At 69.0% G+C, this 22,127-nt stretch carries 23 protein-coding genes; 13 read left to right on the top strand and 10 right to left on the bottom strand.

The features are described from left to right. Positions 1 to 25: 25 nt before the first annotated feature. The 3 genes from OG407_RS18380 to OG407_RS18370 are packed head-to-tail and all read right to left on the bottom strand — an operon-like array spanning position 26 to position 4,626. Positions 26 to 2,014 carry a dipeptide/oligopeptide/nickel ABC transporter permease/ATP-binding protein gene (locus tag OG407_RS18380; RefSeq protein WP_405859370.1) on the bottom strand — a complete coding sequence of 663 codons (1,989 nt, stop codon included), beginning with the start codon at positions 2,012 to 2,014 and terminating at the stop codon, positions 26 to 28. Beyond that, positions 2,014 to 2,973 (bottom strand): ABC transporter permease, encoded by a 960-nt coding sequence (locus OG407_RS18375; protein WP_405859368.1) that lies wholly within the window; start codon positions 2,971 to 2,973, stop codon positions 2,014 to 2,016. Before OG407_RS18375 ends, OG407_RS18380 begins: the two co-directional genes overlap by 1 nt. Positions 2,974 to 2,991: 18 nt before the next feature. After that, the gene (locus OG407_RS18370; protein ID WP_405859366.1) at positions 2,992 to 4,626 is read right to left on the bottom strand and encodes an ABC transporter substrate-binding protein; all 1,635 of its coding nucleotides are present in this window, start codon (positions 4,624 to 4,626) and stop codon (positions 2,992 to 2,994) included. Positions 4,627 to 4,948: 322 nt separating this feature from the next. Between OG407_RS18370 and OG407_RS18365 the strand changes: the two genes are divergently transcribed. Next, entirely contained in the window at positions 4,949 to 5,410 is a 462-nt protein-coding gene (locus tag OG407_RS18365; RefSeq protein ID WP_405859364.1) for a protein phosphatase, read from the top strand. On the opposite strand, the gene OG407_RS18360 is transcribed toward OG407_RS18365, so the two are convergent. Further along, entirely contained in the window at positions 5,384 to 5,956 is a 573-nt protein-coding gene (locus OG407_RS18360) for a class I SAM-dependent methyltransferase (RefSeq protein WP_405859362.1), read from the bottom strand. The genes OG407_RS18365 and OG407_RS18360 overlap by 27 nt on opposite strands. A gap of 55 nt (positions 5,957 to 6,011) precedes the next feature. Here OG407_RS18360 and OG407_RS18355 point away from each other — a divergent pair, with 55 nt between their 5' ends. Then, on the top strand, positions 6,012 to 6,848 hold the full coding sequence (locus tag OG407_RS18355) for an AraC family transcriptional regulator (protein ID WP_405859360.1): 837 nt from the start codon (positions 6,012 to 6,014) through the stop codon (positions 6,846 to 6,848). Here the strand turns inward: OG407_RS18355 and bla are convergent. Continuing rightward, positions 6,841 to 7,770 (bottom strand): class A beta-lactamase, encoded by a 930-nt coding sequence (gene bla / locus OG407_RS18350; protein ID WP_405868475.1) that lies wholly within the window; start codon positions 7,768 to 7,770, stop codon positions 6,841 to 6,843. The two genes, OG407_RS18355 and bla, sit on opposite strands and share 8 nt — an antisense overlap. 150 nt (positions 7,771 to 7,920) lie before the next feature. Here bla and OG407_RS18345 point away from each other — a divergent pair, with 150 nt between their 5' ends. Beyond that, complete coding sequence (locus OG407_RS18345; RefSeq protein ID WP_405859358.1) at positions 7,921 to 9,099, top strand: abortive phage infection protein; 1,179 nt, start codon at positions 7,921 to 7,923, stop codon at positions 9,097 to 9,099. On the opposite strand, the gene OG407_RS18340 is transcribed toward OG407_RS18345, so the two are convergent. Beyond that, entirely contained in the window at positions 9,051 to 9,578 is a 528-nt protein-coding gene (locus OG407_RS18340) for a GNAT family N-acetyltransferase (RefSeq protein ID WP_405859356.1), read from the bottom strand. The genes OG407_RS18345 and OG407_RS18340 overlap by 49 nt on opposite strands. A 286-nt stretch (positions 9,579 to 9,864) precedes the next feature. Between OG407_RS18340 and OG407_RS18335 the strand changes: the two genes are divergently transcribed. From OG407_RS18335 to OG407_RS18310, 6 genes are all read left to right on the top strand, one after another. After that, positions 9,865 to 10,629, top strand: a complete 765-nt coding sequence (locus OG407_RS18335; RefSeq protein ID WP_403598573.1) for an SCO2525 family SAM-dependent methyltransferase — start codon at positions 9,865 to 9,867, stop codon at positions 10,627 to 10,629. 84 nt (positions 10,630 to 10,713) lie between these two features. After that, positions 10,714 to 12,555: an SCO2524 family protein gene (locus tag OG407_RS18330; protein WP_403598570.1), complete on the top strand. Its 1,842-nt coding sequence runs from the start codon at positions 10,714 to 10,716 to the stop codon at positions 12,553 to 12,555. Positions 12,556 to 12,558: 3 nt separating this feature from the next. After that, on the top strand, positions 12,559 to 13,476 hold the full coding sequence (locus OG407_RS18325; protein WP_329350941.1) for an SCO2523 family variant P-loop protein: 918 nt from the start codon (positions 12,559 to 12,561) through the stop codon (positions 13,474 to 13,476). Further along, positions 13,473 to 14,456, top strand: a complete 984-nt coding sequence (locus OG407_RS18320; RefSeq protein ID WP_405859354.1) for an SCO2522 family protein — start codon at positions 13,473 to 13,475, stop codon at positions 14,454 to 14,456. The genes OG407_RS18325 and OG407_RS18320 overlap by 4 nt, the downstream gene beginning before the upstream one ends. 1 nt (position 14,457) lies before the next feature. After that, complete coding sequence (locus tag OG407_RS18315) at positions 14,458 to 15,426, top strand: SCO2521 family protein (protein ID WP_405859352.1); 969 nt, start codon at positions 14,458 to 14,460, stop codon at positions 15,424 to 15,426. A gap of 168 nt (positions 15,427 to 15,594) precedes the next feature. Further along, positions 15,595 to 16,539 (top strand): hypothetical protein, encoded by a 945-nt coding sequence (locus OG407_RS18310; RefSeq protein ID WP_405859350.1) that lies wholly within the window; start codon positions 15,595 to 15,597, stop codon positions 16,537 to 16,539. Here the strand turns inward: OG407_RS18310 and OG407_RS18305 are convergent. Together OG407_RS18305 and OG407_RS18300 are read right to left on the bottom strand one after the other, a co-directional pair. Continuing rightward, positions 16,505 to 17,341: an ABC transporter permease gene (locus OG407_RS18305; protein WP_405859348.1), complete on the bottom strand. Its 837-nt coding sequence runs from the start codon at positions 17,339 to 17,341 to the stop codon at positions 16,505 to 16,507. The two genes, OG407_RS18310 and OG407_RS18305, sit on opposite strands and share 35 nt — an antisense overlap. Further along, on the bottom strand, positions 17,338 to 18,252 hold the full coding sequence (locus OG407_RS18300) for an ABC transporter ATP-binding protein (RefSeq protein ID WP_405859346.1): 915 nt from the start codon (positions 18,250 to 18,252) through the stop codon (positions 17,338 to 17,340). Before OG407_RS18300 ends, OG407_RS18305 begins: the two co-directional genes overlap by 4 nt. Positions 18,253 to 18,385: 133 nt before the next feature. Between OG407_RS18300 and OG407_RS18295 the strand changes: the two genes are divergently transcribed. The 3 genes from OG407_RS18295 (at position 18,386) to OG407_RS18285 (ending at position 20,704) form a co-directional block, all read left to right on the top strand. Beyond that, the gene (locus OG407_RS18295) at positions 18,386 to 19,588 is read left to right on the top strand and encodes a sensor histidine kinase (RefSeq protein WP_405859344.1); all 1,203 of its coding nucleotides are present in this window, start codon (positions 18,386 to 18,388) and stop codon (positions 19,586 to 19,588) included. Further along, a complete protein-coding gene (locus tag OG407_RS18290; protein WP_405859342.1) occupies positions 19,585 to 20,241 on the top strand; it encodes a response regulator in 657 nt (218 codons plus the stop codon). The genes OG407_RS18295 and OG407_RS18290 overlap by 4 nt, the downstream gene beginning before the upstream one ends. Positions 20,242 to 20,323: 82 nt before the next feature. Next, positions 20,324 to 20,704 carry a VOC family protein gene (locus tag OG407_RS18285; RefSeq protein ID WP_366490959.1) on the top strand — a complete coding sequence of 127 codons (381 nt, stop codon included), beginning with the start codon at positions 20,324 to 20,326 and terminating at the stop codon, positions 20,702 to 20,704. A 9-nt stretch (positions 20,705 to 20,713) separates the two neighbouring features. On the opposite strand, the gene OG407_RS18280 is transcribed toward OG407_RS18285, so the two are convergent. Together OG407_RS18280 and OG407_RS18275 are read right to left on the bottom strand one after the other, a co-directional pair. Continuing rightward, on the bottom strand, positions 20,714 to 20,911 hold the full coding sequence (locus OG407_RS18280) for a DUF397 domain-containing protein (protein ID WP_405859340.1): 198 nt from the start codon (positions 20,909 to 20,911) through the stop codon (positions 20,714 to 20,716). Then, the gene (locus OG407_RS18275) at positions 20,893 to 21,726 is read right to left on the bottom strand and encodes a Scr1 family TA system antitoxin-like transcriptional regulator (protein WP_405859338.1); all 834 of its coding nucleotides are present in this window, start codon (positions 21,724 to 21,726) and stop codon (positions 20,893 to 20,895) included. The genes OG407_RS18280 and OG407_RS18275 overlap by 19 nt, the downstream gene beginning before the upstream one ends. Positions 21,727 to 21,910: 184 nt before the next feature. Here OG407_RS18275 and OG407_RS18270 point away from each other — a divergent pair, with 184 nt between their 5' ends. Next, entirely contained in the window at positions 21,911 to 22,126 is a 216-nt protein-coding gene (locus tag OG407_RS18270; protein WP_405859336.1) for a hypothetical protein, read from the top strand. Position 22,127 lies beyond the last annotated feature (1 nt).

The following is a 22,127-nucleotide window of genomic DNA, read 5'->3' as shown; positions in this document are numbered from 1 at the left end:
CGGCCCCCCTCAACCACCACCCCGCTCACGTGACCGCCCCCCTCTCCGCCGTCACCAGGTCGACCGCCGGGTGGTGGCACGCCGCCGTATGCGTACGCGGGCCGACCAGATCCGGCGCCGTCGTACGGCAGAGCTCGCTCGCCAGCGGGCAGCGGTCGGCGAAGCGGCAGCCGGCCGGGAAGTCGGCGGGGGAGGGGACGACGCCCTTGATCTGGGTCATCCGCTCGGCCGCCGACTCCAGGGACAGCACGCTGCCGAGCAGGCCGCGCGTGTAGTGGTGGGCCGGTGACTCCACCAGGTCGGCGGTCACGCCCGTCTCGACGATCTGGCCGCCGTACATCACCACCACCCGGTCGGTGACGTCGGCGATCAGCGCGAGGTCGTGCGAGACGAGGATCAGCGCGAAGCCCAACTCCTCGCGCAGGCGCAGCAGTAGCTCTATGACCTGCGCCTGCACGGTGACGTCGAGGGCGGTGGTCGGTTCGTCGGCGACGATCAGTTTCGGGTCGCGGGACAACGCCATGGCGATCAGGACACGTTGGCGCTGGCCGCCGGAGAGTTCGTGCGGGTAACTGCGCAGGGTGCGGTCCGGGTCGAGGCCGACCATCGTCAGCAACTCGCCCGCCCCGCGATGCCCTCCACGCCTTATGACTTGGTTGAGTTGGGCTCGGATCGTCATCGCGGGATTCAACGACGACAGCGCGTCCTGGTACACCATCGCCATCTCGTGGCCCAGCAGCTTGCGGCGGACGCGCATCGGCTCGCCCACCAACTGCCGCTGGTTGAAACGGACATGGCCGCGTACCCGCGCGCCCTTCGGTTCCAGGCCCATCACCGCGAGCGCGGTGAGCGACTTGCCGCAGCCCGACTCGCCCACCAGGCCCAGGACTTCGCCCGGCCGCACCTCGAAGCTGATGCCGTCGACGATGTCCACGCCGTGGTGCCGGCCTTCGAATCCGATCGCCAAGTTCTCGACGGCCAGAACCGGTTGGCCGTCCGGGTCGGGCAACGGCCGTGCACGGGACCGGAGTCGTAGCGCAGCCTCCGTCAGGCCGGGGAGCGGGAGCACCTCGCCGCTGCCGGGCTCGGGCGCGTCGAGCGGGTCCTTGTCATGCCGTACGTCGACCTCGCGCGGCGCCGGTGCCGCCCACGCGTCGGAGACGCCCTCGGACAGTATGTTCAGCGACAGGACCGTGACCAGCATCAGCAGGCCGGGGAAGACCGTCGCCCACCAACCCCCGGTCAGCACCATGTTCTTGCCGTCCGCGATGACACTGCCCCAGGACGGGTCCGGGGGCCGTACGCCCGCCCCGATGAACGACAGCGACGCCTCGAAGACGATCGCCTCGGCGACCTGCACCGTGCAGAACACCAGGATCGGAGCGGCGCAGTTGACGGCCACGTGCCGCGCGACGATGTGCGGGGTGCGGGCCCCGATCACGCGCTCAGCCGTCACATAGTCCTCGCCGTACTGGTCAAGTACGTTGGCCCGTACGACCCTTGCGACCGGCGGCGTGAACAGGAACGCGATCGCGCAGATCAGCACGGTGATCCCGCCGCCGAAGACCGCGACCAGTACGGCCGCCAGCGCGATGCCGGGGAACGCCATCACCACGTCCAGGCAGCGCATCAGCGTCTCGTCGACACCCTTGCGGGAGGTCGCCGCGATGGCGCCGATCAGCGCGCCGACGACCAGGGCCAGCGCGGTCGCCCCGAGCCCGATCGCGAGGGACCAACGGGCGCCGTACATAAGCCTGCTGAGGATGTCCCGGCCCAGGCTGTCCTGCCCCATCCAGTGGTCGGCGGAGGGGTGCCCGGTGCCGTCGACGGGGAGCTGCTGGTCGAGCGGGTCGTCCGGCGCGAGGAGCGGGGCGAACAGCGCGACGAGGACGACGACCGTCAGGAAGCACACCGCGACCTTCGACAGCAGGGGCAGTCGGCGCCAGCCGCGCAGCCGGATGCCGGGCCGGGACAGGGTCTCGGCGAGGCCCTTGCGGGAGAACTGAGTGAACATCAGGAGGCATCCCTCAGGCGGGGGTTGACCAGCAGATAGAGGATGTCGATGACGAGGTTCACGACGACGAACCCGGTCGCGGTCGTGAGCACCACGCCCTGGACGACGGCCGGGTCGCCGTTCTGCACGGCGTCGATCATCAACTTGCCCATCCCGGGGAGGGAGAAGATGGTCTCGATGACGACCGCACCGCCGAGCAGGTATCCAACGCGCAGGCCCAGCACGGTGAGTGGGTTCATCAACGCGTTGCGGAGCACGTTGCGGCCGACCACGACCCTCGGCGGCAGGCCGCTGCCGATCGCCGTCCGGACGTAGTCCTTGTCCAGTTCCTCGACCACCGACGTCCTTACGATGCGCGTGAGTTGGGCCGCGACGGGGAGTGAGAGCGCCAGCGCCGGGAGGGCCATGGTCCTGAGCCAGCCGGTGAGGGAGTCCGCCGGGTTGATGTAGCCGCCGGTCGGGAACCAGCCCTGGTCCACGGCCAGGTACTGGATCATCAGCAGCGCCAGCCAGAAGCCGGGCGCGGCGACCCCGGTCAGCGACACGACCCGGATGATCTGGTCGGGCAGCCGGTCACGGTAGATGGCCGCCGTCACCCCGCCGAGCAGCGACAGCACCACCGCGATCACCAGTCCCAGGAAGGTGAGTTGGAGGGTGAGCGGCAGTGCGGTGGTGACCTGCTCGACGACCGGTGCCCGGGTCAGCGCGCTGGTGCCCAGGTCGCCGCGCAGGAGGGCGCCCACGAAATGGACGTAGCGCAGGGGCAGGGGATCGAGCAGGCCGTTCCGTTCGCGGAAGTCGTGCAGTTGCTGGGGTGTCGGGTTGGCGCCCTGGAAGAAGGCGGACGCCGGGTCGACGTCCGAGAAGCGCATCACCAGGAACACGAACAGCACGATGCCGAGCATCAGCGGAACGAGCAGGACGATCCGGCGGGCCAGAATCCGGAGGACGGTGACCATGGTCCAACTCCCGTGCTGTTAGACCCACTTGGCCTGGAGGACATTGATGCCGGGGTAGGGCTGCGCCCTTATGCCCGTCAGCTTCTTCGGATCCCAGGCGGTCATCAGCTCGTTGTGGACGACCGGGTAGAGCACGGCCTGTTCGGCGACGGTGTCGATGTAGTCCTGGATCATCGTCTTCTTCTTCGCCGCGTCCGGTTCCTGGGTGGCCTGGTCCATGTCCCTGAAGAGCTGCTTGGCGACGGGGTTCCCGGCCCAACGGGCGTACCCCATCCAGAGGTTCTGCGGGCCGTAGTTGTAGTGCATGATCAGATCCGCGTCGAGGCCGAACTGGTTGGGGTTGGAGGCGGCGGCGACCACTTGGTAGTCCTGCTTCTGGTCCATCTTGGTGAAGACGGCCGTGGTCTCCTGCGGGGAGAGGGTCGTCCGCACGCCGATCGCGTCCCAGGACGCCTTGATGGTCGGCAGGCAGTCGACGATCCAACTCACGTTCACCGCGAGGATGTTGACCTTCAGCCCCTTGACCCCGGCCGCCTTCAGCAGCGCCTTCGCCTTGTCGGGGTCGTAGTCGTAGACCGTCTTCGCGCGCCGGTAGACGGGGTTGCCCGTGTCGAGGAACGACGAGGACGGCTTTCCGTGCCCCCGCAGGGCGACCTGGACCATCTTGCCGGTGTCGATGGCGTAGTGGAGTGCCTGGCGCACCCGTACGTCGTCGAAGGGCTTGTGCCGCGTGTTGAACATCAGGAACAGGTTGTTCATCCCGGCCCCGCCCGCGACCGTCATCCCACCGCCGCGCAGCCGCTGGATGTTGGCGTAGGGGATGTTGTCGGCGATCTGCGCGCCCGCGCTCGACCCGGAGATCTTGGCGACGCGCGGCGCCGCGTCCACGATCGTCAGCCAGTTCATCGTCTTGAAGGCGGGCGGGCGCGGGCCGTTGTAGGCGGCGAACGCGGCGAAGGTCGTGTTCGATTTCGGGTGGTGCGCGGTCTGCTGGTACGGCCCCGAGCCGACCGCCTTCCCCTGGATCGCGTCGTCCCAGGCGCCCGGCTTCGAGAAGACGTGCTTCGGCATGATCTTCGCGAGAGTGAGCCGTGAAACCCCTTCAGGGAAGGGGAACTTGAGGACCAGCTCGACGTTCCGCGCGTCGATCTTCCGGACCTCCTTCAGCCAACTGGCGAAGAAGCCCTGCGCGAGGGTCGTCGTCTTCGGGTCGAGGATGCGGTCGAAGACGAAGACGACGTCGTCGGCGGTGACCGGTTGCCCGTCGTGGAACCTGGCGCCCGCCCGCAGGGTGAACTTCCACGAGGTGCCGCCGGTGTCCTTCGGCACGGCGGTCGCCAGCGCCGGATAGGGCGCGCGGGTGATCGGGTCGGTGTCGATCAGCCCCTCGTAGATGTGGTTGTTGCCGGCCATGGCGAACGCGGACGCCGTCTGCGTCGGATCCCAGCTGCCGTCGTTGCCGTAGCCGATCACCGCGGTCAGCGTCCGGTTCTTGCCGGTGCCCCCGCCGCCGGTGTCGTTCGTCGACTGCGGCCCCGACGAACAGGCCGTCAGGGACGAGGAGATCGCCGCCGCCGCGCCCAGCGCGCCGGAGTACTTCAGGAACGCCCGGCGGTGCAGCGCGGGCACGTTCTGGGTCACGTCTTCGCGCATGGTTACTCCAGGAGGTACGACGTCCTACGTCCTGCGGTCAGCGCGACCATAAGAGCGGCCGTGGGGGCGGTCAAGGCATCGCACACGAATGGCGTAGCCGTCAGAGGCCGGACCAATGGCTGTTTGAAACGGCACGTGAAATGGCGCGAGTTGGCTCCTCCTGAGGGCGGCCTCACCCGGCACGAGGACGACGTGGACGCGCCGGGCGGCCCTCCTCGAACTCGACCGTGAGATCCACGAACTCGACCGTGAGGTCCACCATCTCGGAGGTGAGAGACCGCCGGTCGGGGCGCGGGCGTCCCGTCGTCTCTACGCTGGCCGCATGACCGAGCTCTGGAACCCGACCGCCACCGGTGTCCTACGACTGCCTTCCGGCCGCCTGGTCCGGGGCCGCGGCCTGCGCCGGCCGCTCCCTGCCGACAGCCCGGTCCCGACGTACGGCGTGTATCTGCTCGGGAGGCGAGCACCCGAAGTGCCGTGGCAGGCAAGGTGGTTGCGCTGGCCGGACTTCCGGCTGCCCGCCGACCGTGTCGAGGCGTGCGCGGTCCTGACGGAGGTCTGGCAGCGGTCGCTCACCGAGCGCGTCGAGCTCGCCTGCGGCGGTGGCCGGGGCCGGACCGGCACGGCGCTCGCCTGCCTCGCGGTCCTCGACGGGGTGCCGCCGGAGGAGGCGGTCGGCTACGTCCGCGCCCACTACGACCGGCACGCCGTGGAGACGCCGTGGCAGCGGCGGTACGTAGCGCGGTTCCGGCCGGTATCAGGCGCGGCGGGCCCGGAAGCGTAGGCCGCCGCTCTCCGGGTGCAGGTCGACGCTCGCGTTCGTGAAGCCGGCCCGCTCCAGCCGGGCCGGGAGCGTCGCCGGATCGAGGGTGTTCATCGTGTCCCGGAAGTGCAACACCCGGAAACGGAAGCCGGGTTGGCTGTCGCTGCCCGCGAACGTGCCGCCGGGGCGCAGCACGCGGTACGCCTCGGCGAAGATGCGGTCCTGGTGGTCGGCGGTGGGCACGTGGTGCAGCATCGTGAAGCAGACGACGGAGTCGAACGACGCGTCGGGCAACGACAGTTCGGCACCGTCCGCGTGCAGGACGGCCGCCCGGTCGCCCCACCGGGACTGGAGCAGCCGCGCGGTCTCGGCGTCGATCTCGGCGGCGGTGAGGTGCTCGACCTGCTCGACGAGGACGCGGAGGTTGGCGCCGTAGCCGGGGCCGATCTCCAGTACGTCCGCGCCGAGTTCGACGTGTTCGAGGGCCCAGGGCAGGATGCGGTCCTTCGTCGTCTGCGCCCATCCCTCGGAGCTGCACAGCTTGCGGTGGGCTCGGTTCATCGGCATACGTCGACGCTAGGCGGGGCGGGTGGTTGTCCGCCACGGGCTAGGCTGCCGTGTCATGTCGCGGGACGGACAGCGCGGGTGGCACGGGGGCGGCGGGGGCCGGGTGTTCGACACGGCGATCCTCGTCGGCCAGTTCACGATGCCACGCGGGACGGCCTTCGCCACGTACTGGCATCCCGTCCACCAACTCGCCTGCTCGGACCGGGGTTTGCTCCGTATCCGCGGCGAACACGGGACCTGGCTGCTGCCGCCGTCGCTCGCCCTGTGGATCCCGGCGGACGTCCCGCACGCCACGGAGTCCGAGGGCGATGCCGTCATGCGCAGCGCGTACGTCGACCCGGTGAGCTGCCCGCACATCGACTGGCGGGACCCCACGGTCGTCGCGGTCACCCCGCTTCTCCGGGCACTCGTCCAGCACTTGGACCGTACGGTCCGTACGGACCTGACACCGGACGCCCGTTCACGCGCCGAGCTGGTGCTCCTCGACGAGCTGCGTCCGGTGCCGGTGACCAGCGTGTCCGTGCCCCAACTGCGCGATCCCCGGGCGCGGTCGGTGGCCGAGGTGCTCCGGGCCGACCCGACGGACGGGCGGACCCTGGCGGAGTACGGCGATCAAGTCGGCGCCAGTGCACGGATGTTGGCCCGTCTCTTCGTCGCGGAGACGGGCCTCGGGTTCGGCCAGTGGCGGGAACGGCTGCGGATGCAGGCCGCGTTGCCGTTCCTCGCGGAGGGCTTGCCGGTGGAGTCCGTGGCGCGGCGGGTGGGGTACGCCTCGGCGAGTTCCTTCACGGCGGCGTTCCACCGGGTGGTCGGGGTGACGCCGAGGCAGTACTTCCCGCGCCAGAGACGGTACTTGCCGCGATGGAGGTGGTATTGGCTCCGTACTAGCTGACCGCTTCCGCCACCAACTTGGCCGTATCCGCGACCAGTTGGTTGTCGTACGGCGCGTCGGGCAGCGTCGGCTTCGTCGTCAGGACCGCGAGGACGACCGGGTCACCGGCCTCCGTCCAGGCGATGCCGACGTCGTTGGCGGTGCCGTAGGCGCCGCTGCCCGTCTTGTCGGCGATCGTCCAGGTCGCGGGGAGCCCGGCGCGGAAACGGGCGGCGCTCGTCGTGTTGTTGAGCAGCCACGCGGTGAGCCGGTCGCGGTCGGGGCGGCGCAGGACGTCGCCGAGGACGAGCTCGCGGTACAGGCCGGTGATCGCGCGCGGGCTGGTGGTGTCGGTGATCCGGTCCGGCTCGGCCGAGTTCAGCTCGGTCTCCCAGCGGTCGAGCCGGGTGACCGGGTCACCGAGAGAACGGGCGAAGCCGGTGACGGCGGTGGGGCCGCCGAGTTCGCGCAGGATCAGGTTGCCCGCGCCGTTGTCGCTGAACCGGATCGCCACGTCGGCGAGTTGCTCGACCGTCATGCCCTCGGCCAGGTGCGCCCGGGTCTGGTCGGAACCGTCGACCAGATCGGCCTCCGTGTAGTGCACGACCTTGTAGAGCACCTCGCCGTGCCGGTCCAGGTCCCGCAGGACGGCCGCGGCGGCGAGCGTCTTGAACACCGAGCACATCGGGAAGAGTTCGTCGGCACGGTGCACGACGGTCTTCTTCGTACCGAGGTGATGCGCGAACACGCCCACACGGGCGCTGTGTTGATCCTCAAGGGCACGCAGCCCCGCCGTGAGGTCGGTGCTGGTGCTGGTGCTGGTGCCGGTGCTGTCTGACGCCTGGGCCGAGGAGGCACCGGCGAGGAGGGTCGCGGCGGTGGCGGCACTGGCGGTGAGCAGGGCGCGGCGGGTGGTCGTAGGGGACTGTTCGGAGCCTGAGATCGTGCTCTCCTTTGTTCGGTCTCCGTCGACGAACGGTCGATCTCCGTCAACGATCTCTCCAGTGACCGACGCAGGGCGTCATTCCTTGGTTGCGCCGCCGTAGACCATCGGCGGACACCGCGGCGGGCCCGCGCTCGACACAGTGGGCGCATGGCGAACTCACAGGGGATCACTCGGGGCCAGTTCCTGACGGGGGCGCTGGCCCTCGGAGCGGCGGGCGCGCTGCTGCCGTCAGGACAGGCGACGGCACAGCCGCAGACGCGACCGCGGGCGACACGTGGCCGCCGCCCCGGCCTGCGCCACCACGGCGTCGTGTACACGGTCGGCGAGGGCGAGACCCCCGCCACCGCCTGGAACCCGCGCCGGATGCGTGCCGACCTCCGCGCGATCCGCGACGAGGTGCACGCCGACACGGTCGACGTCACCGGCGACGGCGTCGACCGCCTCACCGCGACGGCCGCCGAGGCCGCCGAACTGGGCCTGCACATCTGGCTCCAGCCCACCCTCGCCGACGTCCCGGAGCGGGACATCCTCGAACACCTCGCGGAGACGGGCCGGTTCGCGGAACGCCTCCGGCGTCAGGGTGCGAGCGTCGACCTCAGTGTGGGCTGCGAGTTCTGGCTGTTCGTACCCGGGATCGTGCCCGGCGCGACGGTCCTGGACCGCGTCCGGAACATCCTGAACGGCACGTTCGACCCGGCGAAGATGCAGCGCAGGCTGAACGCCTTCACCAAGAAGGCGGCGGCGACGGGCCGTTCGGTCTTCCACGGCAACCTCAGCTACGCCGCCGCCCAGGACGACGAGGTCGACTGGACCCTCTTCGACATCGTGGGCATCGACTACTACTCCTACTTCCGCCAACCAGCCGAGTATGTGAGGGAGTTGAGCGCCTACCAGCGCTGGGGCAAGCCCGTCGCCATCACCGAGTTCGGCACCTGCGCGTACAAGGGCGCCGAGAAGACCGCCGGCATGGGCTGGAACGTCGTCGACTACGACAAGGACCCGGAGGAGATCAAGGGCCACCTCGTCCGCAGCGAACACACCCAAGCGGCGTACGTGGTCGGCCTGTTGGAGGTCTTCGAGTCGATGGACCTCTACGGCGCGATGGCCTTCGAGTTCGTCACCCCGGACGCCCCCCACCGCGCCCACGACCCCCGCCACGACCTCGACCTGGCGAGCTACGCGATCACCAGGACCGTCAAGACCCGTCCGTACGACCCGAGTTCACCGTGGCACTGGGAGCCGAAGGAGGCGTTCCACGCGCTGGCCCGGCACTACGGTCACAGGGCGAGCGTCATGAGGAGGCGGTGTTCGCCCGGCCCGAAGTAGTCCTTGAGGACTCCCTGTTCGGACGAGAACCCCAGCGAGCGGTACAGCATGATCGCGGCGGCGTTCGTCGGTTCCACGGTCAGGCGGACCTGGCGGACGCTCTCCGTGCGCAGCCGGCGCAGGGCCTCGACCATCAGGCGCCGGCCCAGCCCGTGGCCCTGCTGGTGGGGTATGACGGCCAGGCTCATGATCCAACTCACGTAGCCGTCCGTGGTGTTGACGAAGAGGATGTAGCCGAGAAGGCCCTCGCCGTCGTCGAGGACGAGGATGCGGTCGCCGTGGATGTCGCAGAACTGCCGGAGCACGAAGGCGGGGTACGGCTCCTCGGGGAAGGCCTCCCTGTCCACGCGCAGGAGTTCGGGCAGGTCGGCCTCGGTGATGCCTCTCAGGGTCAGGTGCCGGTCGGCGCGGTCGGCGAAGAATGCCTGGTCAGTGCGGCGCCCCACAGAAGGGAAACGTTCCTCCGGAAAGGGCGTCATACTGCCTCCTGGGGGTAGGAAGTCAATTGCGCGTTGACGGCTCGGGTGACTCGTACGGGTGGTACGGGCGAGACGTGTGCGTCCTGCCTTTCTGGTGTGTTCAGCAGGGTTCCACCCATCTTGGGTGGGGCAATCCGGCAGTTCAAGGCCGAATCAGGTCGCATGAATGCATTCGCCACGATGCGCCCCCCGTGCGCCCCAGCGGTGGCTGTGACTTGACGTAGATTGCCCTACGAAATTGACGATCAGGTGTACGTCGCGCCTGTGATGTTGTTAGTGTGGACTGGTGAAAAACGCGGAAGTCGCCTGGAGCGCGTTCGATTCGATCGCATATGTAGATCACAACTACCGTGACCTACAGGCGGAGGACGCCGAGATCCTTCCCATTCTCCGGGATCATTTCGCGGGCCATTTCCGGAATCAGGGCGTCGGCCCGGTCTACGGTATCGACGTGGGCGCCGGCGCCAATCTCTATCCCGCGCTGTCCATGCTTCCGTGGTGCGACGAGATCACCCTCTATGAGCGCTCGCCCTCGAACGTGGCCTATCTGCGGAGCCAGGTCGACTCGTACGCGGAGAACTGGGACCAGTTCTGGGACGCCCTCTGCGGGAACAAGGCGTACGACACGCTCGACGCCGACCCCCGCGAGAGATTCCGCAAGGTCGTCAAGGTCCAGCAGGGCAATATCTTCGATCTTGAGCGGTCCGTCGGCCAGTGGTCGGTGGGGACGATGTTCTTCGTCGCCGAGTCGATGACCTCCTCGTACCAGGAGTTCACCCTGGGTGTGGAGCGTTTCATGCGCGCCCTGGCCCCCGGTGCTCCCTTTGCCGCCGCTTTTATGGAACACTCCACGGGTTATCACACGGGTGAGCAGTTCTTCCCCGCGTGCGACGTGGGGGAGACCGAGGTGCGGGAGAGCCTCGAACCATTCGCGGACGAGCTCAAGGTGCAGCGGCTCAAAACCGAGCCCGCGGTACGGGACGGATATTCGGGAATGATCCTCTCCTATGGCTGGCGCGGAAATTCGGACCCACAGATTCCGGTCGGCTGACAGGGCGGCCGACCGGTGAATCTTCACAACAGAAGAGGGATATTCCTCGGCTGAGGGCAGTGCGGTCTGTGTGAGGGGCATGGAATGGAGATCAAGCCGCGGCAGCACCTGCTGGACATCTGGCAGGCGGTGGCCCGCCACTCCTTCGACGGAGGGGAGTGGGCGTGGGGAAAATGGGGCGGTGAGAGCAGCGTCGCCGACGCCGAGCGACTGCTCTGCCTGCTGTATCCGGCGACGGAGCTGCCGTCGTTCCGGCTGGACGACCCCGACACCACGCTGACCGACGTCCAGCAGACGCTGAAGCGGGCCGGCGGGCGGCTGGAGATTCCGGCCAATCTCGTCATGGCCGCGGTCGAGTTCATGCGCACCCACACCGACGACAAGAGGCCCACGTTCGCGGGCGGTTACTACTTCCAGTCCCGGGACAAGGAGCAGGACCTCACCGAGGAACAGCGCCAACTCGGCGTCACCGACTCGTTCTCGATGTCGATCACCCTCTGTCTCGCGCTGCTCGGCTTCCTCAAGGTCTACGAGTCCAAGACCCGCCGCGGCGACATGCAGGAGACGATCAAAGAGCTGAAGGTCGCGACCAGCAACCGGCTCACCGCCGCCATGGTCAGTCTGCTGCGGTCGTTCACGGTCAACGTCTACGACACCGACTCCTCCCAGGGCCAGACGCTCTGCGAACTCCTCGGCCAGGGACAGCTGTCCACGCGTCAGGTGCTGGAGCAGTTCCAGCGCCGGTTCCGCCCGCTGCGCGCCGCCATCATCGAGAGCTTCATCCTCGGCCTCGACGTCCAGGAGGCCCTCAAGGACGAGAGCCAGCTGTTCGAGTGCGGCTGGGCCTGGAGCCTGGTGCGGGACGCGCCCGAGGTGGAGACCGAGGAGTCCATCGGGGCGCAGCCCGTCGGCGTCGCCAACCCGGTGCCGTACCTCTACTTCACGGTGGTCGCGCTCGACGGCATCCAGGACCTGTTCTCGGACCGCACCCTGACCCTGGGCCTGCTCAACGCCGAACAGCAGAAGCTCGCCGAGGCGTTACGACTGCGCTGGGAGATCACGCAGCAGTACTGGTCGCGCATCGCCCGCTTCGACGGCGACCGCTGGCCCCTGGAGGACATCCCCTGGCGTACGACGGGACAGCGGCTGGAGTCGGAGTACTTCTCGCTCTCGGTCGCCGCGATCCTCGTGCACGACCTGATGCGCCGCCGGGCCACCGACGACGACCTGACCCGCACCGTCCGCGTCATGGAGCGGCTCGCCGAACGCGGCCGTATCACCAGCCGGATGACGCGCGACGACCCGATGATCCAGCTGCACAACCCCGGCGTCACCCTGCCCCTCCAGGGCGGCGGCACCATCGGCCCGCCGATGGACTGGACGATGAGCGACTTCTCCGCCCAACTCCTCAAACGCACCGTCCAGTTGTGCACACTCTCCCGCAACCTCTCCGCGCACGACCGGCTGCTCAGGCTGGCCGAGGACATCTTCGGCCATGTGTGGCGGCGCCGGATGGGCGAGGGCGAGGGCGTCGGCCTGTGGGACAACGTGCACGCCATCTACCCGGAGACCGCCCTCACCGAGGGGCCGGTGTCCTGGAGCATCACCGAGCGGGTCACCGAGGTGATGGTCCAGGTCCACAACATGTACGCGCAGCCCCCGATCCGCAGCCTCGAACTCACCGAGCTGGCACGGGCGTTGCTCAGCGAGTCCACGCACCTCCTGGGCAACGAGCAGATGGCGCCCGCGCCCAACGCCGACGGCAAACGCGGCATGCAACTCAGGGGAATCGAGGTCAAGTTGCGCCGCGCCCGCGCGCTCGTCGACGAACAGCCGGGCACCGCCTACTCGTTGACCCTCGACGTACTGGGCCAGCTCGACGCACTCGCCCGGGCCCGCCAGGCCGCCGCGGTCCAGGGAGTGTGAGCCGTGCTGATCTTCGCGGCCTCCGACAAGGGAGGCACGGGCCGCTCCGTCACCAGCGCCAACCTCGCCTACCAGCGCGCGCTGACGGGGGACGACGTCTGCTACCTGGACTTCGACTTCGGCTCGCCCACCGCCTCGGCCGTCTTCGACGTGCCGGACGCCCGCCAGGCCGCCGAGGACCGCGGACTGCACTCGTACCTGATAGGCGAGATCAGCGAACCCGTCCGCATCGACGTCTGGGCGGACACCGAACACCCCGTCCTGCGCAACCAGCCGCCCGGAGCGGGCCGGTTGATCCTCATGCCGGGTGACCTCAGCGGCGGCGAGTTCGCCACCTCCGGCGACAACCTGCGCCGCTGCGTGGATCTACTCCTGCGCCTCAACGGCGAGTTCGACCTGATCGTCGTCGACCTCAGCGCCGGCCGCAGCTACGCCGTCGACATGGTCCTCGCGGCCACCTCGCAGCGGGCGATGAGCGGCGTCCTGGCCCGCTGGCTGGTCTTCCACCGCTGGACCCGGCAGCACGTGGAGGCCGCGGCCAGCCTGGTCTACGGCAAGCGCGGGATCATCGCCGGCGGTGTCGCCCGCGGCCATGACGAGGACGCGCTGCGCGGCGCCATCCGCTTCGTGCGGGCCGCCGTACCCGATCCCGACTCGGCGCTGTGGTCGCAGGCCACGCCCACCCAGTCGGCGTGGATGGAGCAGTGCGACACCGAGCTGAAGCATCTCGCCTCGCACCACGGCATCGGCTACAGCCAGGTGCTCGGCTCGGTGCCGCTGGAGCCGGTGTTGCAGTGGCGGGAGCAACTCATCACCGACGAGGACGTGTTGGACAGCCAGATCGCCACCATGGAGACCTGGCAGGCGCTGAGCGACCTCGCCGCGCGGCTGACCGACGACAAGTACTGGGAGGAGGCATGACGGAGGCCGTCTTCCGGGAGACCACCGCGGACCCGCGGACCCAGTCCGTGCCGCTGGCCCATCTCTCGCTGGAGCTGGGCCACTTGTACATGGAGGACTTCGAGGCGGGCCCCGAGCGGCTGCGCGAGCACTTCGCCGAGGTCCGCATCTGGGTGGACGCGGCCCGCGCCTCGGCCGCCCGCCGCACCGGCGGCAAACGTCCCCGGATCAGCACCTGTTTCCTCATCGACGACTACTTCAGCCGCTTCTCCACCCCGGCCGAACTCGTCCCGCTGGTCCTCGAAGAGGCCGAGAAGGCGGGCCTCGTCATCGACTACCTCGCCCGCGAGTCGGGCTGCGCGGTCGCCGACCGCATCGAACTGGCCGAGTCCGTCATGCACCGCCTCGTCGAGTCACCACCTCCCGGCAGCCACGGCTCCCGCCCCCCGGTCAGCCAGACCGGCTGGCTCGCCAACGGCGAGCGCACCACCCCAACGCGCAGCGCCCTGGCGGAGATCGTCACCTGGCAGCCACCGCACGAGACAGCGGCCCGCAACCACTCCGTCTTCATGGACGTCGAGCTGTGGTCCGACACGGACAAGGGCCGCCTGTGGTCCTGCCCGTTCCTGGCCGCCGTATGGCAGTTGGCCCGCCTCGGTCTGCTACGGCACCTGGGCGAGCCGGTGCTGGTCCCGCAGCCGTGGACCGGCGGTGACTTCCCGCGCGACTGGGACCGGCTGCCGCCGCTGCTCCAACTCAGCGACACCCGGGTCCCGTTCAGCGCGTACCGCACCTGCACGCTGATGGCGAACCGCTTCGTCGCCGTAGAGGACGCCGTACGGCTCATCCTCGACCAGGTGGACGTGGACTCCGTCGCGCTCGAACAGGTCGCCAAGCGGTCCGCGGGCGAGGGCGTCGCGGTACCGGAGGCCGTGGCCCAGCGCGCCACCTACGTGTTCTACGAGGAGCCCCCCAACTCGGTCTCACCCGACGGGACTTGACATGACGACGCCCGGACGGCAGACGCGCTCGGTCCTCGCCTGCGGCGAGGTGCGCACCGGACTGCTGCCGTCCTTCCAGGCACTGGACGGCCGCGCCGCCGCCCAACTCCTGCGGCTGCGCGCCGACGAACACGTCCGGGTCTCCGAGCGGCCCAATCTCTACGCCCTCTCGCCCGAGGTCCTCACCGGCGTGGACTGCCGGCTGCCCACCTCGAACGGCGCCAAGGTCAGGGCCGTCGGTACGGTGGCCGCCCGCGCCGCGCTCACCGAGGGCCGGGTCCTCCAGTCCACCGCCTACTTCAGCGCCCCGGCCGCCGGGCCCGACGTACGCCGGCCCTGGGGGCACTACCTGGTCCGCCCCGGGGTCGTCGAGCCGTTCGGGAAACTGCCCGAACAGGCCACCGCGGAGGGCGTGTTGCGCGGTGGCGGCCGTGGCGAACTGGACCTGGGGATGATCGCCGAAGGCCTGCTGGCGCAGCTGGTGCGCCACCCCCTCCTCGACCACAAGGCGCCCTTCAAGTCCCGCCGTACACAGCTGCGTTGGGCCGCGCGGCAGGCACTGGAGGGCGAAGGACCGTCACTGGACCGCTTCACACTGGCCGAAGACGGCCTGCGGACGGTCGAGTTGAGAGTTCCTGAAGGCACCGAGGCGGTCGCGGTCGCGGGGCTCTGCGAAGACCTCGCGTTGCACGACTGGCTTTTGACGACGGTGGTGCACATGCTGGAGAACAGCCGGCTCGGTGCGGCGGACGGGCCCGCGGCGGTCCTGGCGCTGCGTCCGGCCGTGGATCATCTGCTGCATCTGTGGATGCCGCGCGCGCACGTGGACCGCACGCTGGGACACCTGTGGGACGTACTGGAGCGGGAACCGGGCTTCAGCCGCCAATGGGAGAACCTTCGCCAGCGTATCCGGGACCAACTGGCCATACAGGCCATTCCGTTGCTGCACCAGGCGCTGAGCACGCGCTGACGGGGCGGCACGAACCGCATATCCGACGGGGGAGAGGCTCACATGAACGGAGTGACGACAACAGGGGCGGGACCAGGGGCCGTTCCACAGCAGAATCAGCCCCAGCGCGGGTCGAGGCTGTTCATCAGGACCGGGTTCGCGGTCTTAGCGGGAGTGGCCGCGTTCTTCGTGACCAACGTCCTCAACGAGAACGACGGCGACCTCTGGCAGTGGACGATGTCCATCGTCCTCGGCTGCGCGACCCTGATCGTGCAACTGCTCGTGGACTTCGGCGAGCGGCTTGAGGCCGTCCAGGAGAGCCAGAAGCGGCGCATCCGGGACATGAAGGACAGCCTGTCCAGCCACCACACCGAGATGCGAGCGGCGGTCGACGAGAGCTTCGCGAAGATCAACGCGGCGACGGAGCTGTACAGCAAGGTCGACGGCTCGGTGCTCCGCTCCGACGAGGTGACCCGCCTGGTACTGGGCTACACAAAAGTCGGCGAGCAGGGCGCGGACATCGTAAAAGCCTTCGCCGAGGAGGAGTTGGGCCGCCTGGCCCTCCTCATGGAGAACCTCGGCAACGGCACGGCGGACTGCCCCGGCGAGAACCACGAGTGGCTGATCGACCTCACCAAGTGCGTCAAGCGCACGCTCTACGCCACCAGCACGTCGGTCGACCGCGACTTCTGGTCGAGCGAGCCGGCGGGGCGGTATCTCGCCGCTCAGGAGACGGCGATCAAGACGCGGGGCGTGAAGATCCGGCGCGTGTTCCTCGTCGACAAGGAGGAGGAGATCACCCCGGGCCTCCGCCAACTCTGCGCAAGACACTGCAGGTCCGGGATCAACGCGCGTATCGCGGTCCGGGCCCTGCTGGAACCGACCGCCCAGATGAACTCGCTGAACGACTTCATCATCTTCGACGGAGAACTCTCCTACGAGACCGAGCCCGACATCCGGGTCATGCCGGCCAAGACGACGCTCAAGATGACGCGCGAGCACGTGGAGGAGCGCGTCAATCGCTTCAACGTCCTGTGGGAGGCGACGAGAACGGAACCGGACCCGGAACCCGACCCGGAGCCGGACGAAGGAAGGGCGGTCACACATCCCGCCGGTCAACGGCAACAACCGTGACCAGCATGGCGACCACCCCCCACACCGCGAACACGGTCCAGGCACCCCCGACGGTCGTGGGATACCGCTCGGCCAACGTGTAGGGCATGCGGCCGTAGTTGACCTGGACGAGTCGGTCCCAGGCGTTGAAGGGCAGGGCGTTGCGGACGCAGGCCGTCCAGTGGTAGCGCTCGGTGACGAAGATGGGCAGGAGGAGCAGGAGGCCGGTCGCGAGGACCATCGTCGTGGCGCTGTGCCGGATCAGCGCGCCCATCGCCATGCCGACCAGCGCGGACACCGGGGCGAGCAGCGCCGACGCGACGACCACCCGCAGGGCGCCGGGGTAGCTGATCGACAGGCCCACGCCGCGGCCGGACAAGATCGCCTGGCTCACCGCGAAGGAGGCGGACGCGACGACCGCGCCGTACACCGTCATGACCGTGGTCACCACGGCCGCCTTCGCCGACATCAGGGCCCGGCGATCCGGCACGGCCGCGAAGGTCGTGCGGACAAGCCCTGTCGAGTAATCGCCGACGACCGTGACCGCGCCGATGCTCGCCGCCGTCAGGACCAGGATCATCGCGGCGCCGTTGGTGAAGGCGTCGAACAGCGCGGTGTTGGCGAACTGGTCGCGCATCACATGGTTGTAGTGCGGATAGTTGACATAGTCGGCGCGCGCCGCGTTCGCGTTGACGGCGATCACGACGAGGGTGCTGACGCCGAGCGCCCAGTAAGTGGAGCGCAGGGAACGGAGTTTGAGCCACTCGGTGGCCAGGAGATCGGTGAAGCGCGAGACGGGCATGGGCATGGGAACGGTCGTCATCGGGAGTCTCCGGCCAGGTATTCGACGCTGTCGGCGGTCAGTTCCATGAAGGCCGCCTCCAGAGAGGCGTGCTCGGTCGTCAACTCCCGCAGGAGGAAGTTATGTTCGTGGGCGAGTTCGCCGATGCGGCCGGCGCGGACCCCGGTGACCTTCAGCGTCTCCTCGTCGTACGGCGTCACCACCGTCCCCTCCGATGCCAGTACGGCAGCCAGCGCGCCCGCATCCGGTGTCCGTACGGTCACCGTCGGCGCGGTACCGCGTGCGGCGAAGTCTTCGAGGCTCTCGGCGGCGATCAGTTCGCCCCTGCCGATGACGATGAGCTGGTCGGCCGTGTTCTCCATCTCGGACATCAGATGGCTGGAGACGAAGACCGTACGGCCCTCCGCCGCCAGCTTCCGGAACAGGCCCCGCACCCACAACACCCCTTCCGGATCAAGGCCGTTGAGCGGCTCGTCGAAGAGGAGGACGGGCGGGTCGCCGAGCAGGGCGGTCGCGATGCCGAGCCGCTGTTTCATGCCGAGGGAGTAGCCGCCGACCCGGCGCCGGGCCGCCGCCCCGGTGAGTCCGACTTCGGCGAGTACCTCCTCCACCCGGCTCGCCGGGATGCGGTTGCTGCGGGCCAGCGTCCGCAGGTGCGCCCGCGCGGACCGCCCGCCGTGCACGTCGTTCGCGTCCAGCAGCGCACCGACGTGGCGCAGCCCGCGCGCATGACGGCGGAAGGTGTGCCCGCTGATCGTGGCGCTCCCGCCGGTCGGCGCCACAAGTCCCAGCAGCATCCGCAGAGTTGTCGTCTTGCCGGCGCCGTTCGGACCGAGGAAACCGGTGACGTGTCCGGGCCGGACCGTGAAGGACAGTTCGCGTACGGCGGTGGTGGGGCCGTACCGCTTCGTGAGTTCGTCGACTTCAATCACGGGACCACGGTTTCGCGGCCGGCCGGTCCCCGGCATCGGCCGGGCGCTGACATTCGTCCGGCGTCGATGTCGACCCTGGTTGTACGTCTCCGGGCCGATGACCGCACCCGCCCCGCGCTCCTACGATCGCTGTATGCCCGCCACCCCGCCGCTGCCCCTGCTCAAGCGCGTGCCGCCGGGCGCCTGGACGGGCGTGCCCTGGACCTACGGCACGCTGCTCGCGATCCGCGCCTTCTTCCACCTCCCGTACATGCCGACGGATCCCTTCCCGCCCGCGTTCGACGGCTGGGTGCTGATCGCGTCGGGCAGTGTCCTCGCCCTGTTCGGTTGCGTGGTGCTGCGTCCTCGTCCGCTGTCGGGGTTCGGGCTGCTGTTGGCGGGGACATACGCCGTGACGTTGGGGCTGAACGCGCTGACCCTGGGCCTGATCCACTACGTGGCGATCGACATCGCCTTGGGCTGGATCGCTGCGACCCTCACTCGTCGTCGAAGCCTCACCGCCCTCGCCCTGGCCATCGCCGTCCTGCCCTTCTACGAACTCACCCGGACCGGCCTCGGCCGCCCCCTCGTCGCCCTCTACAACACCGGCCGCGGCGACTGGCAGAGCTGGTCGGCGCTGGCCCTCTCGGCCGTAGTCGCCTGGCTGATCGGCAACTCCGTCAGGCAGAACCGCGATTACGCCGAGCGGCTCACCACACAGGCCGCGACGCAGGCCGTCACCGCCGAACGCCTGCGTATCGCACGGGAGATGCACGACACCGTGGCCCACAGCATCGGCATCATCGCCCTCCAGGCGGGCGCGGCGGCCCGGGTCACGACGACCCAGCCGGAGGCCGCGCGGGAGGCGATGCGGGCGGTGGAGCACGAGGGCCGGGAGACGCTGGCGGGGCTGCGCCGCATGCTGGTCGCGCTGCGGGCGGCCGACGCGGCACCCGTCCTGCCCGTCGGCCTGGGTGACGTCGAGCGGCTCGCCGCCACGACCACGGCCGCCGGGGTACGGGTCGACGTGCGGCGGCTCGGCGAGCCCCGTCAACTCCCGCCGGACATCGACCTGTCGGCGTTCCGCATCGTCCAGGAGTCCGTCACCAACGTCGTACGGCACGCGGGCACGCGGACCTGCCGGGTCACCCTCGACTACCGCGAGGACGAACTCGCCCTGGAGGTCACCGACGAGGGCCGGGGCCACGGCATCTGCACCGACGGCGGGTTCGGTCTGGCCGGGATGCGCGAGCGAGTCGCCCTGCTCCACGGGGAGTTCACGGCGGCACCGCGCCCGGGCGGCGGCTTCCGGGTGGCGGCGCGACTGCCGGTACCGGCGGAGGTGGCCGCCCGATGACAGTCCGCGTCGTCCTGGCCGACGACCAGCAACTCATCCGTACGGCACTGCGGATGGTGATGGCCGACATCGAGGACATCGAGGTCGTCGGAGAGGCGGGCACGGGCGCGGAGGCGGTACGGCTGACGGAGCAACTCGCCCCGGATGTCGTGGTGATGGACATCCGCATGCCGGGCATGGACGGCATCGAGGCGACGAGCACGATCACCGCGAGTTCCTCGACGGCCAGAGTCCTCGTCCTCACCACCTTCGACGACGACGATTACGTCTACGGTGCGCTGCGCGCGGGCGCGTCCGGGTTCCTGGTCAAGGACATGGCCCTGGACGACATCATCGGCGCGGTACGGATCGTGGCCGCCGGGGACGCCCTGATCGCCCCGAGCGTGACCCGGCGCCTGATCCACGACTTCGCGTCGTCCCGCCCCGAACCAGTCCGGGTACAGCGGGAGTTGACGGGCATCACCGAGCGGGAACGCGAAGTGCTGACGCTGGTCGGTTCGGGGCTGTCCAACACGGAGATCGCGGCCGAGCTGCACATCAGCGTGGCCACGGCGAAGACCTACCTGACCCGCCTCTTCACCAAGCTGGACGCGCGGGACCGGGTCCAGCTGGTGATCCTCGCCTACGAGGCGGGGCTGGTCTCGGTGGGATAGCGGCCGGGCCCTGAAATCGCTTCGCCCGTGCTCGACCCGTCGGGTACGGTCGCGAGGTTGTTTTCACTGCTGGGAGGCCGTTGTGGCGAGTCGTATCGGTGAGCTGGTGCTCGGTTGTCGTGACCCCGAGCTGCTGGCGCGGTTCTGGTGCGAGGTCCTGGACTTCGTCGTGCTCGAACGTGAGGAAGGCCAATGGGTGGAGATCGGGACGCCCGAAGGTTTCGGCGGCCCGCATCCCACGCTCTTCTTCAGCCGCAGGGACGAGCCGGAACCCGGGAAGTCCCGGCTGCACATCGACATCAACGCCACCGACCGCGACCAGGCCGCCGAACTCGAACGCCTGCTGAAACTCGGCGCCCGCCCGGCCGACATCGGTCAGACCGGCGAGGAGCAGTGGCATGTCCTGGAAGACCCCGAAGGCAATGAGTTCTGCCTGCTCAAGGCCCGCATCAACCCGCTCTGACACAGGGACCTAGGAGAGCAGCGAGCCGACGAACTCCGTCCAGGCACCGGCTCCCACCATGATCACCGGCCCGGCAGCAGACACCTTGCTGTCGCGGACGGGGACGATGCCGGGGACTCCGTCGGCTACCTCGACACAGTCCCCGCCGTTGCCGTCGCTGAAGCTGCTTTTGCGCCAACTGGCCTTGCTCAGGTCGTACTTGCGCATCGTCTGTGGTCCTCCGCCGCCGATTCGAGCAGGGTCAGGGACGCCTCCGGCGACAGCGCGGCAGCCCTGAGCAGATCGTATGCCGCGTATGCGTGCTTCACCACAGCTGGATCGTCCAGCAGGTTCCCCGAATACACCGCCTCTGTATAGGCAGTTGGCGGGGCGTCGTCGAACTCCATGAGCTTCAGTGACCCCGTCATGATGGAGTACGCCCCGGCCGAGTACGGCAGTACCTGGACCAGCACCGTTCGCCCGCGTGCGAGTGCAGCGATGTGATCCAGCTGCCTGGCCATGCCCGCATGCCCGCCGACCGGAATGCGCAGCACGTTCTCGTGCAGGATCGCCCAATACACCGGCCTTGTTGCGTCCTTGAGGATGCTCGACCGCTCCATTCGGCCGTCCACCTTGTCCGCGATGTACTCCTCCGTCGCGAGCGGGTTCGTCGCGACGGTGATAGCGCGCGCGTACTCCTCGGTCTGGAGCAGGCCTGGGATCAGCGCATGCGCGAAGTCGCAGATCTTCGTCGCCAGCGCCTCCAACTCCGCCGCCTTGGCGAAGTATTCGGCGTACCGCCTGTCATTGATCAGGCCCATGCACAGGCGCTTGAAAATGCCGTCGGTTTTCAGGATCTCGTCAAACCGGATGGCCAGATCCATCTGCGGTTTGCGAATCGCCTGTTCGAATTGGCCGATGTAAGTTCCGGAGACGAAAACGAGCGCCCCCAGCTGCGCCTGCGAGAGCCCCATATCCTCCCGGCGCCGTCTCAACTCGGCTCCGAAAAACTCCCAGGCCGCCAGCCGTGAACCGTTGGCCATAGCCAACCCCCTTGGTCTGCAGCGCAGTTGTTGTCGACAGACTCCTGCCGAGTGTAGGGGGAGGAGGGCCACTCTGGAGATGGGAAGCGTGAAAGTCGAAAAGGGAGGGGAAGCAGGTGTGGGCACACTGCTGGGAGGCGAAGGACACCTTGATGGAATTCCGGATTCGGGTGCGAGGAGAGCGATGAAGCCGTCTGTCGGATCGGTCGCCGTGGACACCCGTAACGGGAGAGTGGGCATCGTCATGGGACATGAGGGGCCTTATGTTCAGCTGCGCCCGTACGGCGGCGGGCGGGAGTGGGACGTCGAGCCGGCCGCGGTACGGGACGCGACCCCGGCCGAGCGGCTGAGCGCGGCGACCGCGTATGCGAACGCCCGCAGTCGCGGTGAGGTGCCTTGAA

It is taken from the genome of Streptomyces sp. NBC_01515, assembly GCF_045040345.1.
GTDB lineage: Bacteria > Actinomycetota > Actinomycetes > Streptomycetales > Streptomycetaceae > Streptomyces.
This window is presented reverse-complemented; position numbering and strand designations above follow the sequence as displayed.

Excerpts from the sequence above, each read along its gene's own strand:
- OG407_RS18355 (WP_405859360.1), top strand. The coding sequence starts at position 6,012 with ATGTCGCGGGACGGACAGCGCGGGTGGCACGGGGGCGGCGGGGGCCGG.
- OG407_RS18275 (WP_405859338.1), bottom strand. The coding sequence starts at position 21,726 with ATGGCCAACGGTTCACGGCTGGCGGCCTGGGAGTTTTTCGGAGCCGAG.
- OG407_RS18270 (WP_405859336.1), top strand. The coding sequence starts at position 21,911 with ATGAAGCCGTCTGTCGGATCGGTCGCCGTGGACACCCGTAACGGGAGA.
- OG407_RS18380 (WP_405859370.1), bottom strand. The coding sequence starts at position 2,014 with ATGTTCACTCAGTTCTCCCGCAAGGGCCTCGCCGAGACCCTGTCCCGG.
- OG407_RS18305 (WP_405859348.1), bottom strand. The coding sequence starts at position 17,341 with ATGACGACCGTTCCCATGCCCATGCCCGTCTCGCGCTTCACCGATCTC.
- OG407_RS18360 (WP_405859362.1), bottom strand. The coding sequence starts at position 5,956 with ATGCCGATGAACCGAGCCCACCGCAAGCTGTGCAGCTCCGAGGGATGG.
- OG407_RS18290 (WP_405859342.1), top strand. The coding sequence starts at position 19,585 with ATGACAGTCCGCGTCGTCCTGGCCGACGACCAGCAACTCATCCGTACG.
- OG407_RS18370 (WP_405859366.1), bottom strand. The coding sequence starts at position 4,626 with ATGCGCGAAGACGTGACCCAGAACGTGCCCGCGCTGCACCGCCGGGCG.
- OG407_RS18320 (WP_405859354.1), top strand. The coding sequence starts at position 13,473 with ATGACGGAGGCCGTCTTCCGGGAGACCACCGCGGACCCGCGGACCCAG.
- OG407_RS18375 (WP_405859368.1), bottom strand. The coding sequence starts at position 2,973 with ATGGTCACCGTCCTCCGGATTCTGGCCCGCCGGATCGTCCTGCTCGTT.
- OG407_RS18365 (WP_405859364.1), top strand. The coding sequence starts at position 4,949 with ATGACCGAGCTCTGGAACCCGACCGCCACCGGTGTCCTACGACTGCCT.
- OG407_RS18345 (WP_405859358.1), top strand. The coding sequence starts at position 7,921 with ATGGCGAACTCACAGGGGATCACTCGGGGCCAGTTCCTGACGGGGGCG.
- OG407_RS18330 (WP_403598570.1), top strand. The coding sequence starts at position 10,714 with ATGGAGATCAAGCCGCGGCAGCACCTGCTGGACATCTGGCAGGCGGTG.
- OG407_RS18340 (WP_405859356.1), bottom strand. The coding sequence starts at position 9,578 with ATGACGCCCTTTCCGGAGGAACGTTTCCCTTCTGTGGGGCGCCGCACT.
- OG407_RS18280 (WP_405859340.1), bottom strand. The coding sequence starts at position 20,911 with ATGCGCAAGTACGACCTGAGCAAGGCCAGTTGGCGCAAAAGCAGCTTC.
- OG407_RS18315 (WP_405859352.1), top strand. The coding sequence starts at position 14,458 with ATGACGACGCCCGGACGGCAGACGCGCTCGGTCCTCGCCTGCGGCGAG.
- OG407_RS18295 (WP_405859344.1), top strand. The coding sequence starts at position 18,386 with ATGCCCGCCACCCCGCCGCTGCCCCTGCTCAAGCGCGTGCCGCCGGGC.